General features: G+C 68.8%; 20 protein-coding genes and 1 tRNA gene. 16 read left to right on the plus strand and 5 right to left on the minus strand.

Annotated elements, in window-relative coordinates:
- The first annotated feature begins 71 nt into the window (after positions 1-71).
- Positions 72-623: an HD domain-containing protein gene (locus tag OQ02_RS42725; RefSeq protein WP_081915962.1), complete on the plus strand. Its 552-nt coding sequence runs from the start codon at positions 72-74 to the stop codon at positions 621-623.
- On the opposite strand, the gene OQ02_RS25755 is transcribed toward OQ02_RS42725, so the two are convergent.
- Positions 608-1,081 (minus strand): NUDIX hydrolase, encoded by a 474-nt coding sequence (locus OQ02_RS25755; protein ID WP_033441157.1) that lies wholly within the window; start codon positions 1,079-1,081, stop codon positions 608-610. The two genes, OQ02_RS42725 and OQ02_RS25755, sit on opposite strands and share 16 nt — an antisense overlap.
- 10 nt (positions 1,082-1,091) lie before the next feature.
- Entirely contained in the window at positions 1,092-1,835 is a 744-nt protein-coding gene (locus tag OQ02_RS25760) for a DUF5919 domain-containing protein (protein WP_033441158.1), read from the minus strand.
- Positions 1,836-1,994: 159 nt separating this feature from the next.
- Between OQ02_RS25760 and OQ02_RS25765 the strand changes: the two genes are divergently transcribed.
- The 11 genes from OQ02_RS25765 (at position 1,995) to OQ02_RS25810 (ending at position 10,041) form a co-directional block, all read left to right on the plus strand.
- A complete protein-coding gene (locus OQ02_RS25765) occupies positions 1,995-2,447 on the plus strand; it encodes a hypothetical protein (protein WP_033441159.1) in 453 nt (150 codons plus the stop codon).
- Positions 2,448-2,476: 29 nt separating this feature from the next.
- Positions 2,477-2,707 carry a hypothetical protein gene (locus tag OQ02_RS25770; RefSeq protein ID WP_197043493.1) on the plus strand — a complete coding sequence of 77 codons (231 nt, stop codon included), beginning with the start codon at positions 2,477-2,479 and terminating at the stop codon, positions 2,705-2,707.
- 4 nt (positions 2,708-2,711) lie between these two features.
- Positions 2,712-3,086: a hypothetical protein gene (locus tag OQ02_RS25775; RefSeq protein WP_051772823.1), complete on the plus strand. Its 375-nt coding sequence runs from the start codon at positions 2,712-2,714 to the stop codon at positions 3,084-3,086.
- On the plus strand, positions 3,083-3,547 hold the full coding sequence (locus tag OQ02_RS25780) for a helix-turn-helix domain-containing protein (RefSeq protein ID WP_197043494.1): 465 nt from the start codon (positions 3,083-3,085) through the stop codon (positions 3,545-3,547). Before OQ02_RS25775 ends, OQ02_RS25780 begins: the two co-directional genes overlap by 4 nt.
- Positions 3,548-3,935: 388 nt before the next feature.
- Positions 3,936-5,075 carry an FtsK/SpoIIIE domain-containing protein gene (locus OQ02_RS40245; protein ID WP_231500227.1) on the plus strand — a complete coding sequence of 380 codons (1,140 nt, stop codon included), beginning with the start codon at positions 3,936-3,938 and terminating at the stop codon, positions 5,073-5,075.
- Entirely contained in the window at positions 5,072-5,329 is a 258-nt protein-coding gene (locus tag OQ02_RS46050; RefSeq protein ID WP_231500228.1) for a hypothetical protein, read from the plus strand. Before OQ02_RS40245 ends, OQ02_RS46050 begins: the two co-directional genes overlap by 4 nt.
- Before the next feature lie 26 nt (positions 5,330-5,355).
- Positions 5,356-6,930: a replication initiator gene (locus OQ02_RS25790; RefSeq protein WP_051772824.1), complete on the plus strand. Its 1,575-nt coding sequence runs from the start codon at positions 5,356-5,358 to the stop codon at positions 6,928-6,930.
- Positions 6,931-6,977: 47 nt separating this feature from the next.
- Positions 6,978-7,154 (plus strand): helix-turn-helix transcriptional regulator, encoded by a 177-nt coding sequence (locus OQ02_RS25795; protein ID WP_197043495.1) that lies wholly within the window; start codon positions 6,978-6,980, stop codon positions 7,152-7,154.
- Positions 7,151-8,518, plus strand: a complete 1,368-nt coding sequence (locus OQ02_RS46055) for a tyrosine-type recombinase/integrase (protein WP_033441163.1) — start codon at positions 7,151-7,153, stop codon at positions 8,516-8,518. The genes OQ02_RS25795 and OQ02_RS46055 overlap by 4 nt, the downstream gene beginning before the upstream one ends.
- A 321-nt stretch (positions 8,519-8,839) precedes the next feature.
- On the plus strand, positions 8,840-9,712 hold the full coding sequence (locus OQ02_RS25805) for a hypothetical protein (protein WP_051772809.1): 873 nt from the start codon (positions 8,840-8,842) through the stop codon (positions 9,710-9,712).
- Between the two features lie 119 nt (positions 9,713-9,831).
- Positions 9,832-10,041, plus strand: coding sequence for a hypothetical protein (locus OQ02_RS25810; protein WP_033441164.1), 210 nt, complete (start codon positions 9,832-9,834; stop codon positions 10,039-10,041).
- Between the two features lie 230 nt (positions 10,042-10,271).
- Here OQ02_RS25810 and OQ02_RS25815 read toward each other — a convergent pair.
- Positions 10,272-10,344, minus strand: a tRNA-Arg gene (locus tag OQ02_RS25815).
- A gap of 208 nt (positions 10,345-10,552) precedes the next feature.
- On the opposite strand from OQ02_RS25815, the gene OQ02_RS25820 reads away from it, so the two are divergent.
- Positions 10,553-11,410, plus strand: coding sequence for a hypothetical protein (locus OQ02_RS25820; RefSeq protein ID WP_051772810.1), 858 nt, complete (start codon positions 10,553-10,555; stop codon positions 11,408-11,410).
- Positions 11,411-11,420: 10 nt separating this feature from the next.
- Entirely contained in the window at positions 11,421-12,167 is a 747-nt protein-coding gene (locus OQ02_RS25825; protein ID WP_033441165.1) for an FkbM family methyltransferase, read from the plus strand.
- An 80-nt stretch (positions 12,168-12,247) separates the two neighbouring features.
- Here OQ02_RS25825 and OQ02_RS25830 read toward each other — a convergent pair whose 3' ends face one another.
- A complete protein-coding gene (locus tag OQ02_RS25830; protein WP_033441316.1) occupies positions 12,248-15,427 on the minus strand; it encodes a penicillin acylase family protein in 3,180 nt (1,059 codons plus the stop codon).
- A 156-nt stretch (positions 15,428-15,583) separates the two neighbouring features.
- Here OQ02_RS25830 and OQ02_RS25835 point away from each other — a divergent pair, with 156 nt between their 5' ends.
- Both OQ02_RS25835 and OQ02_RS25840 read left to right on the plus strand, forming a co-directional pair.
- Positions 15,584-16,216 (plus strand): peptidoglycan recognition protein family protein, encoded by a 633-nt coding sequence (locus OQ02_RS25835; RefSeq protein WP_231500229.1) that lies wholly within the window; start codon positions 15,584-15,586, stop codon positions 16,214-16,216.
- 141 nt (positions 16,217-16,357) lie between these two features.
- A complete protein-coding gene (locus OQ02_RS25840; protein WP_033441167.1) occupies positions 16,358-17,005 on the plus strand; it encodes a response regulator in 648 nt (215 codons plus the stop codon).
- A gap of 17 nt (positions 17,006-17,022) precedes the next feature.
- Here the strand turns inward: OQ02_RS25840 and OQ02_RS25845 are convergent, their stop codons facing one another.
- Positions 17,023-18,540, minus strand: coding sequence for a GGDEF domain-containing protein (locus OQ02_RS25845; protein ID WP_033441168.1), 1,518 nt, complete (start codon positions 18,538-18,540; stop codon positions 17,023-17,025).
- Positions 18,541-18,543 lie beyond the last annotated feature (3 nt).

Raw genomic sequence — 18,543 nt, forward strand, 5'->3', positions numbered from 1 at the left:
AGTCTAGCCCGACTGCCTCTGTCCTACATGGTGCGTTCGGTCGCTAAGGTCATGCTGTGGACGTCTCGACCATGGCGTGGAACCTCGCGTGGGACACGCTAGGCGGCTCCTCGCCGCGCCGCTGGCTGCATGTGCAGGGCGTCGGAGCGCGCGCTTCACAAGCAGCCCCGATGCTGGCACCGCCCGAAGGTGTACTTCTGGTGGCCGCTGCACTACTCCACGACATCGGCTACGCGCCTAACGTCGCCTTGACCGGTTTCCATCCCTTAGACGGTGCTCGCTACCTGCAAACCCAGGGTCTGCCCGAACGTCTTTGCGCCCTTGTCGCTCATCACTCGTGTGCCCGTATGGAGGCGGAGCTACGGTGCCTGTCCGTTGAGCTGGCAGCTTGGAACGACGAGAAGACCGAGCTCCGAGATGCTCTCTGGTGGGCTGACATGACGACGACACCGGACGGTAGGCCAACCAACGTGCATGACCGGATCGTGGAGATCGAGAGACGGTATGGGCCGCATGATGTGGTTACGACCTTCATCCGGCAAGCCGTGCCAGAGCTAGTAGGCGCTGTTGAGCGGACTGAGGAACGGTTGCGGGTGGCTGGGTTGGGTCACTTGGCGAAGTAGGGGGTGGTCCGCGGTGCGAAGCCGTGTTCGATCCGGAGGCGGATTGATGGGTGGATGTTGAGGGCTTGGAGGTCTTCGCGGGCTACCCAGTGGACTTCGCTGGATTCGTTGCTTGTGCGCAGCTCGCCTCCGATGGGTTGAGCGCGGAAGCAGATGGAGAATTCTTGGCGGACTTCGCCGTCCGTGTAGGAGATGACGTGGGCCGGGTCCGAGTAGATGCCGATGACATCGGTCGGTTCGACATCGAAGCCGGTCTCTTCCTTGACCTCGCGGATGACGGTGTGGCCGATGGTCTCGCCTACGTCCTGGGCTCCGCCGGGGATGGAGTAGAGGTCGTTGTCGGTGCGGCGGATCATCAGTAGGCGGCCTTGGTCGTCTTGGACGAACGCGGTCACGGCTACGACGATGTTGGTTGCCTTGGGGGCGTTGGGGTCGTTGTAGTGGTCGGTGCGCGCCATGTGTCCCTGCCTACCACTTGGGTGGCTTGGCGTCGTCCCAGACGCCCTGGAAGCTCTCCGCGTAGGTCTCGAAGAGGTCGCCTCCGGAGAGGCGGCGCAGGTGCAGGACCGGGGCGTGAGCTGCCATGAAGCCGTGTACGTGGGTGTTGACCAGCATCTCGTCGTCGAAGCGGTAGATCGAGTTGTAGAGCGTGGTGCGGTGGCACCTGACTTCGGCGTGGCCGGTGTCGGCCAGTGGCTTGAAGAACGCGAGGGCGTTGCGGACTTTGGCGGCGAGGGTGCCCTTGCCGATGCCCTCTTCCTCGCTGCGGCGGGCTACCTCGCGGCTGGCTGGGTCGCCGAGGAGTAGGCGGATCTTGACGCCTGCCTCGGCCTTCTGGCGGAAGGTCTTGATCAGGTTCGGGTTGTCGGTGAGGAACATGCCCGAGTAGATCAGGATCGAGATGTTCATGCGGGCCTGGTCGACCAGGTAGGTCCACTGCTCCTGGGGGATGGAGTGGCGGTGCGGGTAGACCTGCACGACCTCGGATTGGGTGATCTCCTTCTTGGCATCCGGGGCGAGGGCGTTGGGCCAGAGGTAGGTCTCGGCCTCCCGGACCATGGCGGCGATGGTGCGCCGGTGCCGGGGGTACGGGGTGCGGTCGAGGTTGATCCAGCGTTCAACCGTCTTGGGGTCCACGCCGGTGGCTTTGGCCACCTGGATGAGGTCGAAACCGTTGCGTAGCAACGAGTCTCGTAGGCGTTGGTTCGGCATGGCTCCCCCTGTGGAACGAGTTGGGACGCCTTCAAGGTAGCAAGGACGTCTGTAGTTGTCCCGCTATGCGGTGCTGCCGTCCCGCATTTCTGCCGAAAGTGGTTGGTGTCGAGATGCCGGACAGCAGGTCCGGCCGACGCTGACGACAGGAGAACGGCTATGGCGATCACGGGTGGGAGCAGGCTCCCCACGTCGCACGACTTCGTGTTCCCGCGCGGTGCGTTGGTGATGGGCGTTGAGCCGGTGCTCAAGTTCCAGTCCGCCGAGGAGCGGGCGAAGGGCCTGCCGGTTCAGCAGGAGACGGACAAGGAGACCGGGTTGCTGGTGTGGTCGGTCCTGGTGATCGACCAGGCGGCCGAGCGGAAGACCGATGCGGCGGTCACGGTGAAGATCGCTGCTCCTCACCAGCCGGTGCCTCCGGAGGCGATTCCGGGGACGGATGTTCGGCCGGTGGTGTTCGAGGGGTTGACGGTGACGCCGTGGATCGATGACAAGGCGTGCCGGGGGAGCCACGGGGGTGAGCGGCACCGGTGCCGGGCGAAGCTCGGGTACAGCCTGCGCGCGTCCGGGATGAAGCCGGTCGTCGCCAAGCCCGCCTCTAAGGCCGCGTGACCCCGGTGGCGGACATGGTGCGTCTTCACGTGACCGCTGACCTGCCGATGCGGGTCGAACCGCTGGTGTTCGCTGGGCGGGTGGAGGTCCGGTTTGGCAACGCCTTCCCGGCCGTGCTGTTGGTGGACCACGCGGCGCTTCCGCGTCTGGTGCGTGGCCTCACCGAGGGGCAGGCGGCTCTGGAGCAGGTGGCCCCTCCGAAGGCGGGGCGGCATGTGCTGGTTGAGGAGGTCGGTGATGACGCCACCGGGGAGGGTTGAGTCGATGGCCCTGCCGCAGGTGGGCGGCAACGTCGCCCTGATCGTGGCGCGCTACCCGGAGCTTGGCCGCCTGGTCGAACTGGAGGCGGCGGGGTGGTCGTTCATCCACCACCGGGACGCGGAGGGCGTCAAGCAGGTGGACGCGTTCCGGGCGTGGCCTGACGGGTGGATGGACTGCCTCCGGGTCCGCTCGGCCACTGATGCGATGGGGCTGCGGTCGACCGGTGGTGATCCGCCCGCGTTGACGTGGGAACGGACCGGGGATCTGGCTGAGGTGGTCGACGGGCTGATCGGGCTTCCGGCACCGGGGGAGAGGACTGCTCCGCGATTGGTGCGCGGGGTTGCTCCGCGGTTGTGGACGCCTGGGGGGCGGCGGTGACTGCGGAGGGTAAAGCCGCACGTCAACCGGCACGGCGCTCGGTGTACTACCAGGTGTTGGGCGGGCATCTGCGGCAGTTGCGTCGTGAGCGGGGCGTGTCGACGGTGGACATGGCCGAGCGGTTCGGGATGTCGGTGGCGATGTTCTCCAAGATCGAGCATGGGACGCGGGGGCCAAGTCCGGCGGCGTTGGAGATGTATGCCGAGGTCACGGGTGTGCCGCTGCTGGAGCTGTTGGCGGGCGCGGCGGCTCGGCACCGGGAGGAGTTGGACCCCTTCGATCTGTTGTTGCGGGTGGAGCTGCCTGAGCACGTGCGGGCGTTGGACGGCCTGGCGTTGTACGCGGGCATCCCGGCGCGGCACATGCCCCGGTCGCTGCCGCTGCGGCTCACCGACACCTCGGGCGTGATCTTCGGCGCGGCCGACGCCTACACCCGCAGGAGCGGCACGGAGGCGGGGTGATAGCTGACTGAAGTCCTGTTTGGACAAACCGCGTGATCCGCTGTGGGTCATGTGGCGATGCCGCACATCCTGTTGCGGCGCAACGCTTTCCGTAAGACGCAGGAGCGGTACCGGGCTACCAACCTCGCCGCTCCTGCGTTGTCCACACCGCGTGGGAGTGAACAACGATGACGGTAAGGCATGGGCGCAAACACGCGCCAGAGAGGGTCACCCGGACGCGCTGCGCGACCTGTCGCAGGTTCACGCGGCTGCTGTCGGGACAGAGCGAGTGCAACCGCTGTGTTGGGGCGCTGGACTTGGACTTCGGCGGTGCCCGATGAGCGGCGGCAGGTGGGTTGACCCGGCTCCGTTCGAGGGCGCTCGACCTCGCGTGCCGTGGTGGGTCCTGGTGCCGGGCAGGTTGAGGTGGATCGCGTTCCTGGTGGCGCTGGTGTGGCTGGTGGTGGTCGGGATCGTGCGCCTGGTGCTCGTCGTCGTGCGCTACCCGGTCGTGACGGTGGTGCCGGTGTCGGCGGTCTGGTGCTGGTGGCGGTTCGGGCTGTCGCCACTGGTGCTGGCGCTGTTGTCGCTGGTGGCGGCTCTGACGGTCTGGGCCGGGTACGACCGGGCGTCGTTCCTGCGGCACTGCTGGTACCGGCTGGTCACCGAGTGGCGGCGGGCCACGGTCTACGTGCCGAAGTGGCGGGCCGTCGTGCGCCTGGCGGACCTGGCCAAGCGGGATCGGGGCCGTGAGTACCGGCCTCGACTGCGTCGGGTGCGGTCGGAGGGGTGGCGGGATCGGGTTCGGGTGCGGATGGTGCCTGCGCAGGCACCGGAGGCGTGGGAGCTGCGGCGGGACGGGCTGGCGCACTCGTTCGGAGCTCGGTCGTGTCGGGTGCGGGTGCTGCGGCCTCGGGTGATCGAACTGGACTTCGTCCACCGTGACCCGCTGGCACGTCCGCTGCCGGTGCCTGTGCTGGCTGACGTTGAGGTCGATCTGAAGCGCGTGGTCGTCGGGCGGACGGAGACCGGTAAGCCGTGGCGACTGCGGTTGCTGGGATCGCAAGTCCTGGTGGTCGGTGTGCCCGGTGCGGGTAAGGGCTCGGTGTTGTGGTCGCTGGTGTGGCAGCTCGCGCCGGCGGTCCGGGCGGGCTTGGTGCGGCTTGTGGGGATCGACCCGAAGGGCGGGATGGAACTGGGCCAGTGTCCGGATGCCTTCGATCGGGTTGTCTACGACAACGGGCCGGAAGCTGTTGCGCTGCTTGAGGAAATCGCATCGGCGGTCAAGGAGCGTGCGACTCGCTACCGGGGTGTGCGGCGGCTGTGGGCGCGGTCGACGGGTGAGCCGTTCACGGTCTTGGTGGTCGATGAGCTGGCGGACCTGGTCGCCTACCAACCGGACAAGCAGCTCCGGGAACGAGCGGTGCGGGCTATCCAGACCATCACCTCACAGGGCCGTGCTCCTGGCTACGCGGTGGTCGGTCTGGTGCAGGACCCGCGTAAGGAGGTCGTCTCCTTTCGGCACCTGTTCAGCACCCGCTGGCGTTGAGGCTGGACGAACCGCAACAGGTGGACATGGTCCTGGGCGACGGTGTCCGGCAACGCGGCGCGGCGGCTCACGAGATCAGCGAGAACACACCCGGCGTGGCCTGGGTCAAGCAGGACGGGCAGCGGGAGCCGGAGCGGGCCCGGGCCTTCCACGTCACCGATGCGGACTTGGTCGACTTGGGCGTCTACCTGGCCGACGCCACGGTGCACGACTTTCCGACTCGGCCGGATGGCACGGGGGAGGTGGCGGCGTGAGCGAGTACCTGACTCGTGCCGACCGGATGAAGCAGCCGGCGGCGCTCGACGTGGCTCGGGCCGTGGCCGAGGAGCACGGCGTCTGTGTCCGGCCGCTGGCCAAGGAGCGAATCGACCTGGACACCGGACGAGTGGAGATCGTGCCCGTGCCGTGCGGCTCGACCGTGGCCAGTGTGTGCCCTACCTGCGCGGAGAAGAACCGGCGGTTGCGGATGGCGCAGTGCCGAGAGGGATGGCACCTGACCGAGGAACCCGACTTCACCCCGAACGCTCCCAGCGACGATCAGCGGGCGCTGACCGCGTACCGGGCGGATCTGGTCAAGGCGTACCGCCAGGCCGTCGAAGAGGACGACGAGATCGGGGCGGCAGAGGTACGGGAGGAGGTCGCCGGGGTTGACGCCGAACTTCGGCAACTGGGAATCTGCGGTGCACTCCCGGCGCTTGAGGTGCGGGCTCGGGCGGTGCGCAAGCGGTCGACCAGGCGGCGGCAGGATGCGCCGAACCTGCCTCGGCGGCCGGTCCAGAAGCGCACGGTCGGCCGGGTCTTCGGCGGCAAGTACCAGCCCTCGACCTTCCTCACGCTGACGCTCGACAGCTACGGCAAGGTGCGCAGCGACGGCACGCCGATTGACCCAGCCAAGTACGACTACCGACGTGCGGCTCGGGACGCGGTGCACTTCGCGGCCCTGCTGGACAGATTCGTGCAGAACCTGCGGCGCTGTGTCGGCTGGGATGTGCAGTACTTCTCCACCGTTGAGCCTCAGCGACGCCTGGCGCCGCACTGGCACGCGGCTGTGCGGGGTTCGATCTCGCGGGCGGAGCTGCGGGCGGTCGCGGAGGCCACCTACCACCAGGTCTGGTGGCCCAACCACGACGAGATCAAGTACAGCGGCGACAACCGGCCGGTCTGGGATTCGCGGGCGAAGGGGTTCGTTGATCCGGTTACCCGTGAACCGCTGCCGACGTGGGAGGAAGCGCTCGATCAGGTGGAGCGTCCGGCGCACGTGGCGCGGTTCGGGGTGCAGGTGCACTCCAAGGGCATCCTCGGCGGCACGGAGGAGGCCGGACGCCATATCGGCTACCTGACGAAGTACCTGACCAAGAGCATCGGTGAGTGCTTCGACGCCCGAACCAGCCGCCAGGAGGACCACGCCGAACGCCTCGGCGCCGAGCTGGCCGTCACGCCCTGCTCACCGCAGTGCCCGGTGTGGCTGCTCTACGGCGTGCAACCCAAGGGCGCTCGGCTGTCGATGGAACCCGGCCGGTGCAAGGGCAAGGCGCACAAGCGCTCAACCCTCGGCGTCGCCGGACGGCGGGTGCTGGTGTCACGGAAGTGGTCCGGGAAGTCGCTCGCCGACCACAAGCACGACCGCAAGGAATTCGTTCGGCAACTGCTCGCCGACGTGGGGGTCACCGGGGACGACCAGCCGAAACGGGTCGTCTGGAACAACGTGCAGCCCGGTGACCCGAACGTGCCCCCAAGACCTCACCTGCTGTTGCGGGCGGTTGCGGAGCGGCGTCGATGGAAGGCCGAGTACACGGCGGCGCTGCTCGCCTCGGCCAGTCCGCCAAATCGTTCGGCAACGTCTCAAGCTGCGTAAACGGGGGTTCGGGCATGAGTGGCAAGGTGCGTGAGCTGGCTCAGTTGATGTCTGTTCCGGAGATGCTGGAGGCCCTGGGCGGGGAGGTCTCGCGGGACACGTTCTACAAGTGGCGACAGACGGGGAAGGGGCCTCGGTGCTTCACGCTGCCCAATGGTGAGCTGCGGTGCAAGCGGGTGGACTTCCTCGCCTGGCTCGACGACCTCTACAGGGCGGTGGCATGACCACCACGTTCAAGGTCAAGTTCTGGGAGATCAAGAAACGGGCGGGGCGGAAGCGGCCGTACCCGGTCCGGTGGCTGACGGACAAGCGTGAGCACTCGGAGTGGTACGCGACCAAGGCGTTGGCTACGAGTCGGCTCTCCGAGCTGAGCCAGGCGGCGCGCAACGGTGAGCCGTTCGATGTGGAGACCGGGTTGCCGGTGGCGGAGATTCGGCGGCGGAACTCGTTGTCGTTTCTGGAGTTCTGCCAGTCCTACATGGACATGAAGTGGGCGGACGCTGCCGCGACGACTCGGGGGAGCACGGTGGAGGCTCTGGCGACTGCCGGCGCGATGTTCGTGCGGGACGGGGTCGGTCGGCCGGAGGTGGCGGAGCTGCGGGGTGTGCTGACGCGGAACCTGCTGCCCCCGACTACTCGTGACGCGGATCTGTCGGCCGATGATCGGGAGGTCGTGGACTGGCTTGTGCGGAACTCGCGCCCGTTGTACGACGTCACGGACGCCGTCGCTGTTCGAGGGCTCCTGGATGCACTTGCCTCCAAGCTCGACGGCAAGGCGGCGGCTGCCACGGTCTATCAGCGGAAACGGGCGGTGCTGTTCAACCTGCTCGCCTATGCGGTCGAGCGGGAGCTGATTCCTGACAACCCGCTGACCAGGGTGAAGCGCAAGGTCGCGAAGGTGGTCGAGCAGGTTGACCCGCGTGTGGTCGCCAACCCTGGCCAGGTGGGCAAGCTGCTGACGGCGGTGACGTACGTCGGCCGGCGAAATCAGGAGCGGGGCGCGCACTTGGCGGCGTTCTTCGCCACCGGCTACTACGCCGCTGCTCGGCCCGCTGAGGGCCTGGCGCTCCGTGAGGACGACTGCACCCTGTCCGAGGAGGGCTGGGGCCTCCTGATGCTCGGTGAGTCGCGGCCTGCGGCGGGAAAGCGGTGGACGGACTCCGGGGAGGTCCACGACCGGCGCGGGCTCAAGCACCGGGGGCGGAGAGAGGTGCGGCCGGTTCCCATCCCTCCGGTCCTGGTCACCGCGCTCCGTGAACACCTCGACCGGTTCGGGACCGGGCCGGATGGTCGGCTGTTCCGCTCGCCCGGCGGAGGGGTCGTGTCGTCGTCTACCTACTACCGAGTGTGGGAGGAGGCCCGCCAGTACGCCCTCACGCCCGCTCAGGTCGCCTCTCCGCTGGCTGGGCGGCCGTACGACCTTCGGCACGCCGCAGTCTCGCTCTGGCTGAACGGGGGCGTTCCGGCTCCGGAGGTGGCTGAGCGTGCCGGTCACTCGGTGGACGTCCTCCTGAAGGTCTACGCCAAGTGCATCGACGGGCAGCGGGAGACCGTGAACAAGACGATCGAGGGTCTGTTCGAGGAGTGATCGACAACGAGTGACCTCGAACTTACGTGCTGATGGGCGGCACACCGGGGCAGAGCTTTGGCGTCCCTCTGCGTACCGAGGTGCCGTCCGCAGACTCGCGCGCCCGAGAAAGCGACGAAAAGTTGCCCGGTCACGCGCACCTCAGGACTGAAAGCCCTGGGGTGCGCGTCCGGCGGCCAGCAAGTTGAGTGGTGTCCCATCGGTGTCCCAGATGGGTCGCCCAGACGGTCTACCATCGGCGTTCCATACTGGCACCTGGCAGAGCATGTTTAGCGGGCCGGTTCGTTTGTTCCTAGGAACTGGTTCGTCTAGCTTGGTCACATGGCAACCAAACTACTCACCGACCCGTTCGCAGGGATCGAGGATGCGCCGGAGCCGACGCCTGCCGAAACGCGCGCCTCTCTGCTCAAGTCCACCAGGCGTGGCTACGTTCCCCTTCGCAAAGAGTTTGTACAGAGGCGACGCGGTGAGGGCTCCGAGCCTCGGAGTTCGCTGCTCGCTCAGTTCGTCACCAACCGGCGGCATCGTCCGCTCGACGCGTTCCTCCTGCTGCACGCCCTCTACCCGATCACTCGTGACGAGCCCTTGGATCTCAAGACGTGGGCCAGGCTTCTGTCCGTCGGGAATCCGTGCACCCCAAACCTGGTTGGCAAGTCGTTCTCCGTCTTGGAGGAGATGGGGCTTGTTGAGCGGGCGCACGAAGGGCGACGCATCATCGTGCGTCCGCTCAAGGAGACCGGGGACAGGTCTCCCTGGACGCGCGCTGGCGAAGACTCGGGTGAGGGCGGGCCGGGTTTCTTTGTGATCCCCCACGCCTTCTGGACCGGCGGGCTAAGCGAGCGACTCACTATGCCGGGTAAGGCGATGTTCCTGGTACTTCTCCACGACACGCAGAGTCCACGCACACCTACTTTCCACGTCGCGCTTGAGCGGATGGCCGAGTGGTATGGGATCAGTGAGCGGACTGCCGAGCGTGGCTACCGTGAGCTTGACACGGCAGGGGTCCTGACCCACCACGTGCAGAAGATCGTCGACCATCGCCATCCGATCGGTCGACGCACCGTCCACCACCGTGCACTCGTGCCGCCATTTGGCACACGCGACCGGATGGTCCTGCAGGGCAGGACTCGGGCCGCCGTGAGGAAGAAGGTCGAGAAGACGCAGGCGGTCGGAACCGTTGGCGGTGCCCAGTGACCGATAAAGCGGACGGGGCCCCTTCCGAGACCCCGCCCAATGACCAAGCCCGCGGCAACGGGCGGTCAAATGGGCCAATCACCAACTCTCCCCAGGTCACCGAGGATGCTGAGCGGCCCATGCGCACGATACCTGTCAGTCCGCTGATCCCGCAGGATGCCAGCAGTCAGGACGCGAGTTCACTGGCTATGATCGTGGTGGCGGTACTGGACTTCTTCCGACCCACGATCTTCGGTAGTTCCTGGACGCCTTGGCTGAGGGCCATGTTCGCGATCATGGTCCTGGCCGCTGCGATTGTCGCCGTCGCCTTGTCGGTGCAGTTGACGTAGTTACTGCCAGTCGGGACAGATGGGCCGGAGCGAGTGAACTTGCCCCGGCCCCACCTGCAAGGGCGGATGCGAGGCGTACGGGCAGTGTCGGCGGTGCAGAACCAGTCCGTGATGAGTCCGTGGACGGTGGCAGACAAGGGCAGATCCCGGCTGACGGCGACTGACGTAAAAGATCAGGCCCTGAGCGCGTTGCCGCTGCTCAGGGCCTGATTCACCCGGCGAAAGGTGAGTGCCCCCGGCAGGATTCGAACCTGCGACACACGGTTTAGGAAACCGATGCTCTATCCCCTGAGCTACGAGGGCGCGTGGGGGAGCCTACCGGGTGGCCGGTGCGGGTTCGGGTGGTGGGGTTGTCACCCGGTGGGCGTACGAGTGTGCACCTTCGGTCATCTGCCGCCCCCTTCCCCATCGGCTGTCCGAGGGAAGTGGCCCGCCTCATCTGTTCCGCATCGGTCCAGTGAGGTACAGAGGGGTACATCTGGGCAAGCTCCCCTCCGACGAAAGCCATCCCATGAGCAGTAGACCCTGGCCTGACTTCCGTCCCGGCCCGCTGGGCTCCCTCGCCGCCTGGTGGCGTCGGCGCCGCACCCGCGACCACGACGAGCAGTACACGTTCGTCCCCGCCCCGACCGCCCACCAGCACCCGCTCGAGACGCCGCTCCCCAGCGCCGTCTACGGCCTCGACTTCCACGCCCGGCTGACGATCCACTGGCGGGTCGACCTGACCTCCGGCTCGCGGCACGCCGCACCGCGCAGCGCCGCCGTGAACGACATCATCCTCCGGGCCAAGGCGCTCACCGAACGGTCGATGCTCGTCCACCACGCACCGCTCCAGCACCAGCTCGGCGCGGAGCTGGCCGCGGAGCGGCAGGTCGACGGGACGCACGTCTGGGCCCGCGCGGACGGGATCGAGCTGACGGTCGACGAGCCGGACCTGGAGATGGCCCGCAAGCACATCGAACTCCTCCAGACCACCACCATGCGCCAAGCCGAACGGGACGCCGAGCGCGCCGAGATCAAGTACCTCCGCGACGAAGTCCTGACCGACCTGTCCACCGCCACGATCTGGTGGCTGGTCCGCAACGGCTACGAGGTCGAGCAGGCGGTCGCCCTGAGCCGGCACCTCGCCGAGCTCGTCGGCATCGCCTCCCAGCGCCGCGACCACCACTGGGCCGACACCCTGGTCACCTCCTTCGAGAGCGCCCTGCCCCGGCTGGACGACGGGCACCGCGCCGACGTCCGCCTGCACCTGGCCAAGGCCCTCGGCATCTACGGCGGCTCGACCGTGGCCGCCGAGTTCGCCGCCCAGGTCGGCCTCCAGAACGGCGCGAAGCCCCTGACCCAGCCGGAAATCCGGCCGAGTCCCTAACCTGGTCACCGTGACCCACAACCTGACCGAGGTGCGCGGCGCGGCCGTGGCTGGCGCGTTGCGCGTCCTCGCCCGGCTGACGCCGTTCGTCGAACCCGAGCTGATCGGCCTGCGCGACGTCGTGCGACCCGGTGACGTGTGCGTCGACATCGGCGCCGCGCTCGGCCTCTACACCGTGTCGCTGTCGCGACTCGTCGGTCCACATGGGACTGTCCACAGCGTCGAGCCGCTGGTGTTCGCGCACCCGACGCTGTCGTACCTGCTCCGCCCGCGCGAGGCGCCCAACGTGGTGCGGCACTCCGTCGCGCTCGGCGCCGCCGAGGGCCAGGACGTGATGAGCGTCCCGGTCCGCCACGGCACACCGGTCACCGGCCGCTCGTTCCTCACCTCCGGCGCGGACGGCCTGGGGTCCAACGCCGAATTCGCCGACCACCTCGAGGTCCTGGTCCGCACGGACACCCTGGACCGGTTCTGCGCGGCCAACGCGATCGACCGGCTGGACTTCGTCAAGGCCGACGTGGAGGGCGCGGAACTCCGCGTGCTGCAAGGCGGTTCCGAGACCATCGAGCGGCTCCGCCCGAAGCTCCTCCTGGAGATCGAGGAACGGCACGTGCTGCGCTTCGGCTACCGCGCGCGGGACGTCCAGGACTGGCTCGCCGAACGGGGCTACCGGATGCACACCTGGCACCGGAACGCGTGGCGCCCGACCGACCGGATCGACGACAGCGTGCGCAACTACCTGTTCCAGCCCCGGTAAGCCGAACCGCGGGGGTCGAACCCGGAACAGCGGAAGACCCCGGTCCCTGGGGGTGGACCGGGGTCTTCCTGTAGGCCGGTCTACGTGACGTAGACCTCAAGTTCGTAAATCGAGTATCCGTACCCCGTCGCCCGTTGGATACCCGTCATTCGTACGAATCGTGCCGCACCGGGTGCGAAGGACGCAAGATCCCGGCCACCATCACCCACGGATGTCGTATACACCGTGCGCCACGCGCTGCCATCGGTCGACAGCTCTATGCGATATGCCCTGGCATAAGCGGCTTCCCAGGACAGCGCGACCCGCCCGACGGTGCGCGTCGCGCCGAGGTCGACCTGCAACCACTGCTGGTCGGACCAGTCGCTGGCCCACCGCGTGGCCGGCTTGCCGTCGACCGCGTTGGACGGCGGTGACGGGTACCAGCCGCGCTCGTGACTGCTGGCGGTCGCGGTGGCGCCGGCCGCGAGGTTGGTCAGGTCCGTACCGCGGCGGGACGGGAACTGCACGACCTGCTGGTACGTCGGCCGGTTCTGCCAGTTCACCTTGTCGTGCGTGATGCCGCCCATGGACCGGTGGATGATGGTGTCCGCGCACCACTGGTCGCCCGCGGAGCAGGACGCGTCGCCGGGGTACACGGCGGTCGCGGGCTTGGCCGCCGCCGCGCGCAGGCTGTCCAGCAGCACCTGGCGGCACGCGGTGACCGAACCGCCACCGCAGTACTTCGAGCCGAGTTGGCCGTCCACACGATCGCCGAGCACCGCGCGGAGGTCCTTGTCGACATAGCTCCACCAGCCGTGCTGGAACGAGGAACCCTTGTGCGGCGCGGTGCCGTGCGCGTCCGACGGTGGCTCGTCCACTTGGACGGCACGCGTCAACTGGCCGTACAGGGCGTCACCGAGGCCGGGCTTGAACTGCGCCTCCACCAGCATCGGCCACCACGCGTCCAGCACCCGGATCGCCTCCGAGTGCCCGTACGCCTTGCTGCCCCGCGACGCCTCCTTGCGCAGCGAGCCGGACCGCTGCCAGTCGCGCAGCTTCGCCACCGCCGACGCCAGCGCCGGGTCGGTCACCGCAGCCGTGTCGATCACCCGCAGCAGGTCCGGCAGCACCTGCTCGGCCCGCAGGTCGGCCACGCCCGCCTCGGCCATCACCCGGGTCAACGACGCCCGCGTGACGGGACCGCTCGCGATCAACGCCCGCACCCGGTCGTCCAGCAGGTCGCCGCGGTGCACGGAGCCGTTGCCGTAGCCGGACGCCGAGTAGTCCAGCGCCTGCTTGTTGTTCCAGCTGATGTAGTAGTCCTGGTTGACGGAGTTCGGGTGCTGCGCGAACGGCGTGTACGTCGCCGTGTTGCGGTCGGCGTTCCAGCCCTCCCACTCGTACGCGGCCTCGGCCTTCACCGGCAGGTGCGGGTCCACCGACGCCTTGCGCACCGGGTTCGCGCCGGAGTTGAAGTACGCGGTGTCGCGGGAGTCGACGTAGAACCAGTTGAACGCGTACCCGACGTGCTCGGCGGCGCGCTGGAAGTCCGCCGCCGACCTGATCGCGTCGGGGTCGTTGAACTCCTGGAACCCGATGATCGAGTCCACCTCGTGCATGTACGTCGACCGCAGGGACGTGTACGCGACGAACTTCCCGTCGACCTTCGCGCGGCTCTGCACCAGGCCGTACTTCGTGCGGTGCATGACGAGCGTGTACGAGCCCGCGGGCGTCGGGTCGGCCACCGTCGGCTTCCAGGAGTTCTTGCGCTCCAACCGCTCCATCGGCAGGCACTGCCCGTGGTACCGGTAGTGCAGGGACGACGCGGTCGGGGCGCCGGACGGCTCGCACAGCTCGACGGCGTACGTGTCGGTGATGTCCTGCCCGGCGGACGTCGCGCTCCACGAGTAGTCCGCGCCACGGCCGAGCTGCACGTACATCGAGACGCCCGCGAACGACACGCCACGCGCACGCAGGCCCGGACCGTGCAGCTCCTGCAACATCAGCAGCTGCGGCGCGAAGTACCCGGTCTGCGGTCCCCACACGGCGATCGGGTTGCCCGTGTCGGTGTGCGCGCCGGAGACGGCCAGCGCGTTGGACATGCCCTGCTTGCGGCTGAGCAGGTCGCGCGGCAGCACGCCGTCGGCGAAGAGCCCTTCCACCGCCTTGAGGTCAGCCGGGACGTCCACAGTGGACTGGGCGTTGGACGTCTGGTCGTGGACCATCGGCTCGGGCGTCACCACGCCGCCGTCCGGCAGCGCCACGCCCTCGGGTGACGCGGGCGTCGTCCCGTAGGGGAAGCGCTGCCCGTCGTGCAGGGTGAGCACCGCCTCGGGGTCGTTCTGCTCGCGGAACGACCGCCACACCCGCTCGCCGTCGGCCGCGCCGTACCGGTTCTGCGCGGCCAGCTTCACCAGCGCGTTCTGCACCTCGCCGCCACCGCCCGCGCCGAACAGCCCGCCCACCACGGCGGCGATCGCGACCAGGTCGGTCAGCTGGAACGGCTTGATGTCGTTCCAGTTGGTGATCGCGTCGGCGTGCCCGGTGAGCACGTACTCGCCGGGGAACGTCCGGCTGTTCACCGAGGCGGTGATGTAGGCGTTGATGCCGGCGACGTAGTCCTTGACGTCCTGCAGCGCCAGCGCGCCGCGCGGACCATGTGACGCGAACTGGTCGATCTGCGCCTGGAGGTCGGCCTCGGTGTACGGGATCTGGTTGTAGAAGCTCTGCTCCAGCGCCCGGTTGCCCTCGGCGCCGCCGGCGAACCCGGACAGCTGACCGCGGCCGAGGTGGCGGAACAGGTCCATCAGCCACAGCCGGTCCTGCGCGGCGGCGTACCCCGCGCCGAACTCGGTCCCCGACCGGGTGGTCCCGTAGATGTGCGGCATCCCGATGGTCTTGTCGCGGACGATCGTGACGTCGGCCCGCGGCTTGATCGTGCTCTCGACCTGGTCGGCGGGGACGCCGAACGAGGCGTCGTTGAAGAAGGTGCCCAGCTGCTCGTTGGTGAGGCCCCCGTAGCCGGAGACGAGGGAGTCGTAGCGGCCGAGCTGGTCGGCGGAGTGCGCCGGCCGGGTGCCGAACGCCTGGTGGGCCAGGATCTCGGCGAGCGTCGCGTTCCCGTTCTGACCGGGCGGCAGCACGTCGTGGCACTGGCCGAGGCAGTGGTCGTCCGGCGTGAACGCGGTGGTCTTGACCTGCGCCTGAGCGGCGGCGGGGACGGTGAGGACGGCCGCGGTGAGGAGGGTGACCACGGCTAGCGATCGGGCGGCTCTCCGCATCACGCGAAGCTCCTTCCAGGCAGGGATCGTGTGATGCACGTTACTGACAGGTACGGATTTGCGAAAGTCCTTCGCGTTTGAAATTCGGCCGTCCGGGTGTGAACGGGGTGTGAACTCTTGACCTATCGACCGGACATTGGGAAAAAGGTCAACATGATGCGACGTCGATCGCTGCTCACCGGTCTGGCCGGCGCGGGTGTGCTGGCGGGTCTCGGCGCCTCACCCGCCTTCGCGGCCTCGCCCGTCCTGCCCATCCGCAGTTGCGCCGACTGGGGCGCGCGCCCGCCGTCCGCGCCGACGACCGCTGTGAACGAGCGGCCGGTCCGGATCCTCATCCACCACACCGCTTCCGCGAACGTCAACGACTACTCGCAGGCGGCGGCGTACGCCAACGCGCGGTGGATCCAGAACCTGCACATGGACACCAACGGCTGGATCGACTCCGGCCAGCACTTCACCAACAGCCGCGGCGGGTTCCTGATGGAGGGCAGGCACGGGAGCCTGGCCGCCCTGCGCGGAGGCGACCGGGTCGTCGTCGGCGCGCACTGCCCCGGCCAGAACACCGCCGCCATCGGGATCGAGAACGAAGGCCTCTACATGGACGTGGAGCCGCCGACGTTGCAGTGGGACACGTTGGTCTCGTTCTGCGTGTACACGTGTGAGCAGTACGGCATCTCGCCGTCCGCGATCCAGGGCCATCGGGACTACCGGGACACCCTCTGTCCGGGCGACAAGCTCTACGCCCTGTTGCCCCGCCTGCGCCAGGAAGTTGCGCAGGTCCTGAGCTGACCTCGGAATTCTCCTGGCAACTGTGAACGGGCGGCACCCGCGTCTTTCCGTGGTGAGATAACGGTGAATTAACATCAGCTTGCGTGTTCGTGCGCGATGCTGGGCGAGTACGAACACGAAACGCCAAAGCGGGGAGGCGTCGTGATCAAGGTGATGCTGGCCGATGACGAGGACCTCGTCCGGTCCGGCCTTCGCATGATCCTCAACAGCACCGGCGACATCGAAGTCGTGGCCGAGTGCGACGACGGGCACCTGGTGGCCGACCTGGCCCGCCGGCACCGCCCGCACGTCGTGCTGCTGGACATCCGGATGCGGTCGAACGACGGGTTGATGGCGTTGCGCAGGCTGCGAACCCTGCCCGACCCGCCGAAGATCGCCATGCTGACCACGTTCGACGTGGACGAGTACGTGTCGGAGGCGCTGCGGCTGGGTGCGTCGGGATTCCTGCTCAAGGACACCGAGCCCGAGCAGCTCGTGCGCGCGGTGCGCGACCTCGCCGTGGGCGGCGCGGTGCTCGACCCCGGCGTGGCGGCGCGGGTGCTGGCCGCGGTCGCGGACGGCGAGCGCGCCGCCGAGCCCGCGCGCCGGCTGCTGGCGTCGCTGTCCGAACGGGAGCGCGAGGTGCTCGTCCTGATCGGACAGGGCATGTCGAACGCCGAGATCGGCGGCACGCTGCACCTGTCCGAGGCCACCGTGAAGGGCTACGTCTCGTCGGTGCTCGGCAAGATCGGCGCGGTGAACCGGGTGCAGGCCGCCCTGGTCGCCTTCCGCGGCGGTCTGATCGCCTGACCACCCGCGCGAGCGGGTCAGACCCCGGAGACGGTCTCGGTCGGAACGTCCAGGTAGGGCTCGACCTCGACGCGGTTGCGGCCGTGGCGCTTCGCCCGGTACAGCGCCATGTCCGCCGCCGCGAACAGCTGGTCCAGCTTGGCCGGTCCGGCCGCCACCCCGATGCTCACCGTCGGCCGGCGCGTCGTCCCGAGGACCACGGTCCAGTCGTGGCCGTCCACCGCCGCCCGGATGCGCTCGGCGACCGTCGGGCCGACCTCCGCCGAGGTGCCGCCCTGGTCGCCGAGCAGCACCACGAACTCGTCACCCGCCCACCGCGCGACCAGGTCGGCGGACCGGCACTCGCGCCGCAGCAACTGCGCGATCTCGCGCAACGTCGCGTCACCCGCCGCGTGGCCGGCGTCGTCGTTCACGCCCTTGAACCGGTCCACGTCCACCAGCACCAGCCACGGCACCCGGCCACGCGCCGCCGTGCTCTCCAGCAGCCCGGCCGCCGCGCGCTCCAGCCCGAGCCGGTTCGCCAGCCCCGTCAACGGGTCGCGCGCCGCCGCCTCCTGCGCCGCGACCGCCATCCGCTGCGCCTGCACCGCCACCCGGCGCTGCTCCAACGCCTGCGCCAGTCCTTCCTGGAGGGTCTCGGTCGCCGTCTTGCCCGCCGCGACCGAGCACCGCAGCGCGGTCGCCTCGCCGACGTGGTCGCCCATCTCCGCGCAGATGTCCGCCAGGTCCAGCGAGAACCGCAGCAGCAGCGACGGGTCGTTGATGGACTCGGCCGCGGCCACCGCCCGGCTCGCCAGCGTGCGGGCCTCCACCAGCCCGCCCTGCTCGCGCCGGACCACCGCCAGCACCCAGCCGGCCACCGCCATCGCCCACTTGTCGCCGGCGTCCCGCGCCTGCCGCAACGTCTCGGCGGCGTTCTCCTCGGCCCGCTCCAGCTCGCCGACACCCGCCAGCGAACGGCTGTACGCGGCTTGCAGCGCCAGCCGCATCTGCTCGTCCTTGGCCAGTTCCAAGCCCTCTTTGAGGTACCCGCGCGCCTCCTCGAAGATCGCCGCCGCGCGGTCGGGCGGTGACGAGATGGCGCGGAAGTTCAACGTGCCGCCCAGGCCCTGGAGGCAGTGGCCCAGCACCTCGACGCCGGCCTCCGACGTCTCCGCCGCCTTGCGCGCGACCTGCACCGACAGCCGGAGCATGTCCACCGCCGCGCGGCGGTTGCCGATGCCCTCCAGCAGGTAGGCCAGCGCGTGCATCGCCTGCGCGGCGGCCGGGTTGTCGGCGTGCTCGCCGTCGAGGTCCGTCCAGCCCTCCGCGGCCAGCTCCAGCGCCAGCGGGATGCGGCCCAGCCGCCACGCCAGCTTGGCCCGGTTGACCAGGACGGCCGAGCGCTGCCACCGGTCCGCGCCGGGCGGCACCCGGCTCACGACCTGGTCGAAGAGGGTGTTGGCCTCCGGTAGGCGGCCAGCGTTCAGCAACGCCTTGACCTCAAGGTCGAGTTGCGGCACCTGCCCCGCTACCAGCGGATCTCGCTGCTCCACTCG

The organism is Saccharothrix sp. NRRL B-16314 (assembly GCF_000716595.1).
Classification (GTDB): Bacteria; Actinomycetota; Actinomycetes; order Mycobacteriales; family Pseudonocardiaceae; genus Actinosynnema.

Bases quoted from the DNA above. Each gene is read 5' to 3' on its own strand.
- OQ02_RS42725 (WP_081915962.1), top strand. From the start codon at position 72: ATGGCGTGGAACCTCGCGTGGGACACGCTAGGCGGCTCCTCGCCGCGC.
- OQ02_RS25755 (WP_033441157.1), bottom strand. From the start codon at position 1,081: ATGGCGCGCACCGACCACTACAACGACCCCAACGCCCCCAAGGCAACC.
- OQ02_RS25760 (WP_033441158.1), bottom strand. From the start codon at position 1,835: ATGCCGAACCAACGCCTACGAGACTCGTTGCTACGCAACGGTTTCGAC.
- OQ02_RS25765 (WP_033441159.1), top strand. From the start codon at position 1,995: ATGGCGATCACGGGTGGGAGCAGGCTCCCCACGTCGCACGACTTCGTG.
- OQ02_RS25775 (WP_051772823.1), top strand. From the start codon at position 2,712: ATGGCCCTGCCGCAGGTGGGCGGCAACGTCGCCCTGATCGTGGCGCGC.
- OQ02_RS25790 (WP_051772824.1), top strand. From the start codon at position 5,356: ATGAAGCAGCCGGCGGCGCTCGACGTGGCTCGGGCCGTGGCCGAGGAG.
- OQ02_RS25795 (WP_197043495.1), top strand. From the start codon at position 6,978: ATGTCTGTTCCGGAGATGCTGGAGGCCCTGGGCGGGGAGGTCTCGCGG.
- OQ02_RS46055 (WP_033441163.1), top strand. From the start codon at position 7,151: ATGACCACCACGTTCAAGGTCAAGTTCTGGGAGATCAAGAAACGGGCG.
- OQ02_RS25805 (WP_051772809.1), top strand. From the start codon at position 8,840: ATGGCAACCAAACTACTCACCGACCCGTTCGCAGGGATCGAGGATGCG.
- OQ02_RS25810 (WP_033441164.1), top strand. From the start codon at position 9,832: ATGCGCACGATACCTGTCAGTCCGCTGATCCCGCAGGATGCCAGCAGT.
- OQ02_RS25820 (WP_051772810.1), top strand. From the start codon at position 10,553: ATGAGCAGTAGACCCTGGCCTGACTTCCGTCCCGGCCCGCTGGGCTCC.
- OQ02_RS25830 (WP_033441316.1), bottom strand. From the start codon at position 15,427: ATGCGGAGAGCCGCCCGATCGCTAGCCGTGGTCACCCTCCTCACCGCG.
- OQ02_RS25835 (WP_231500229.1), top strand. From the start codon at position 15,584: ATGCGACGTCGATCGCTGCTCACCGGTCTGGCCGGCGCGGGTGTGCTG.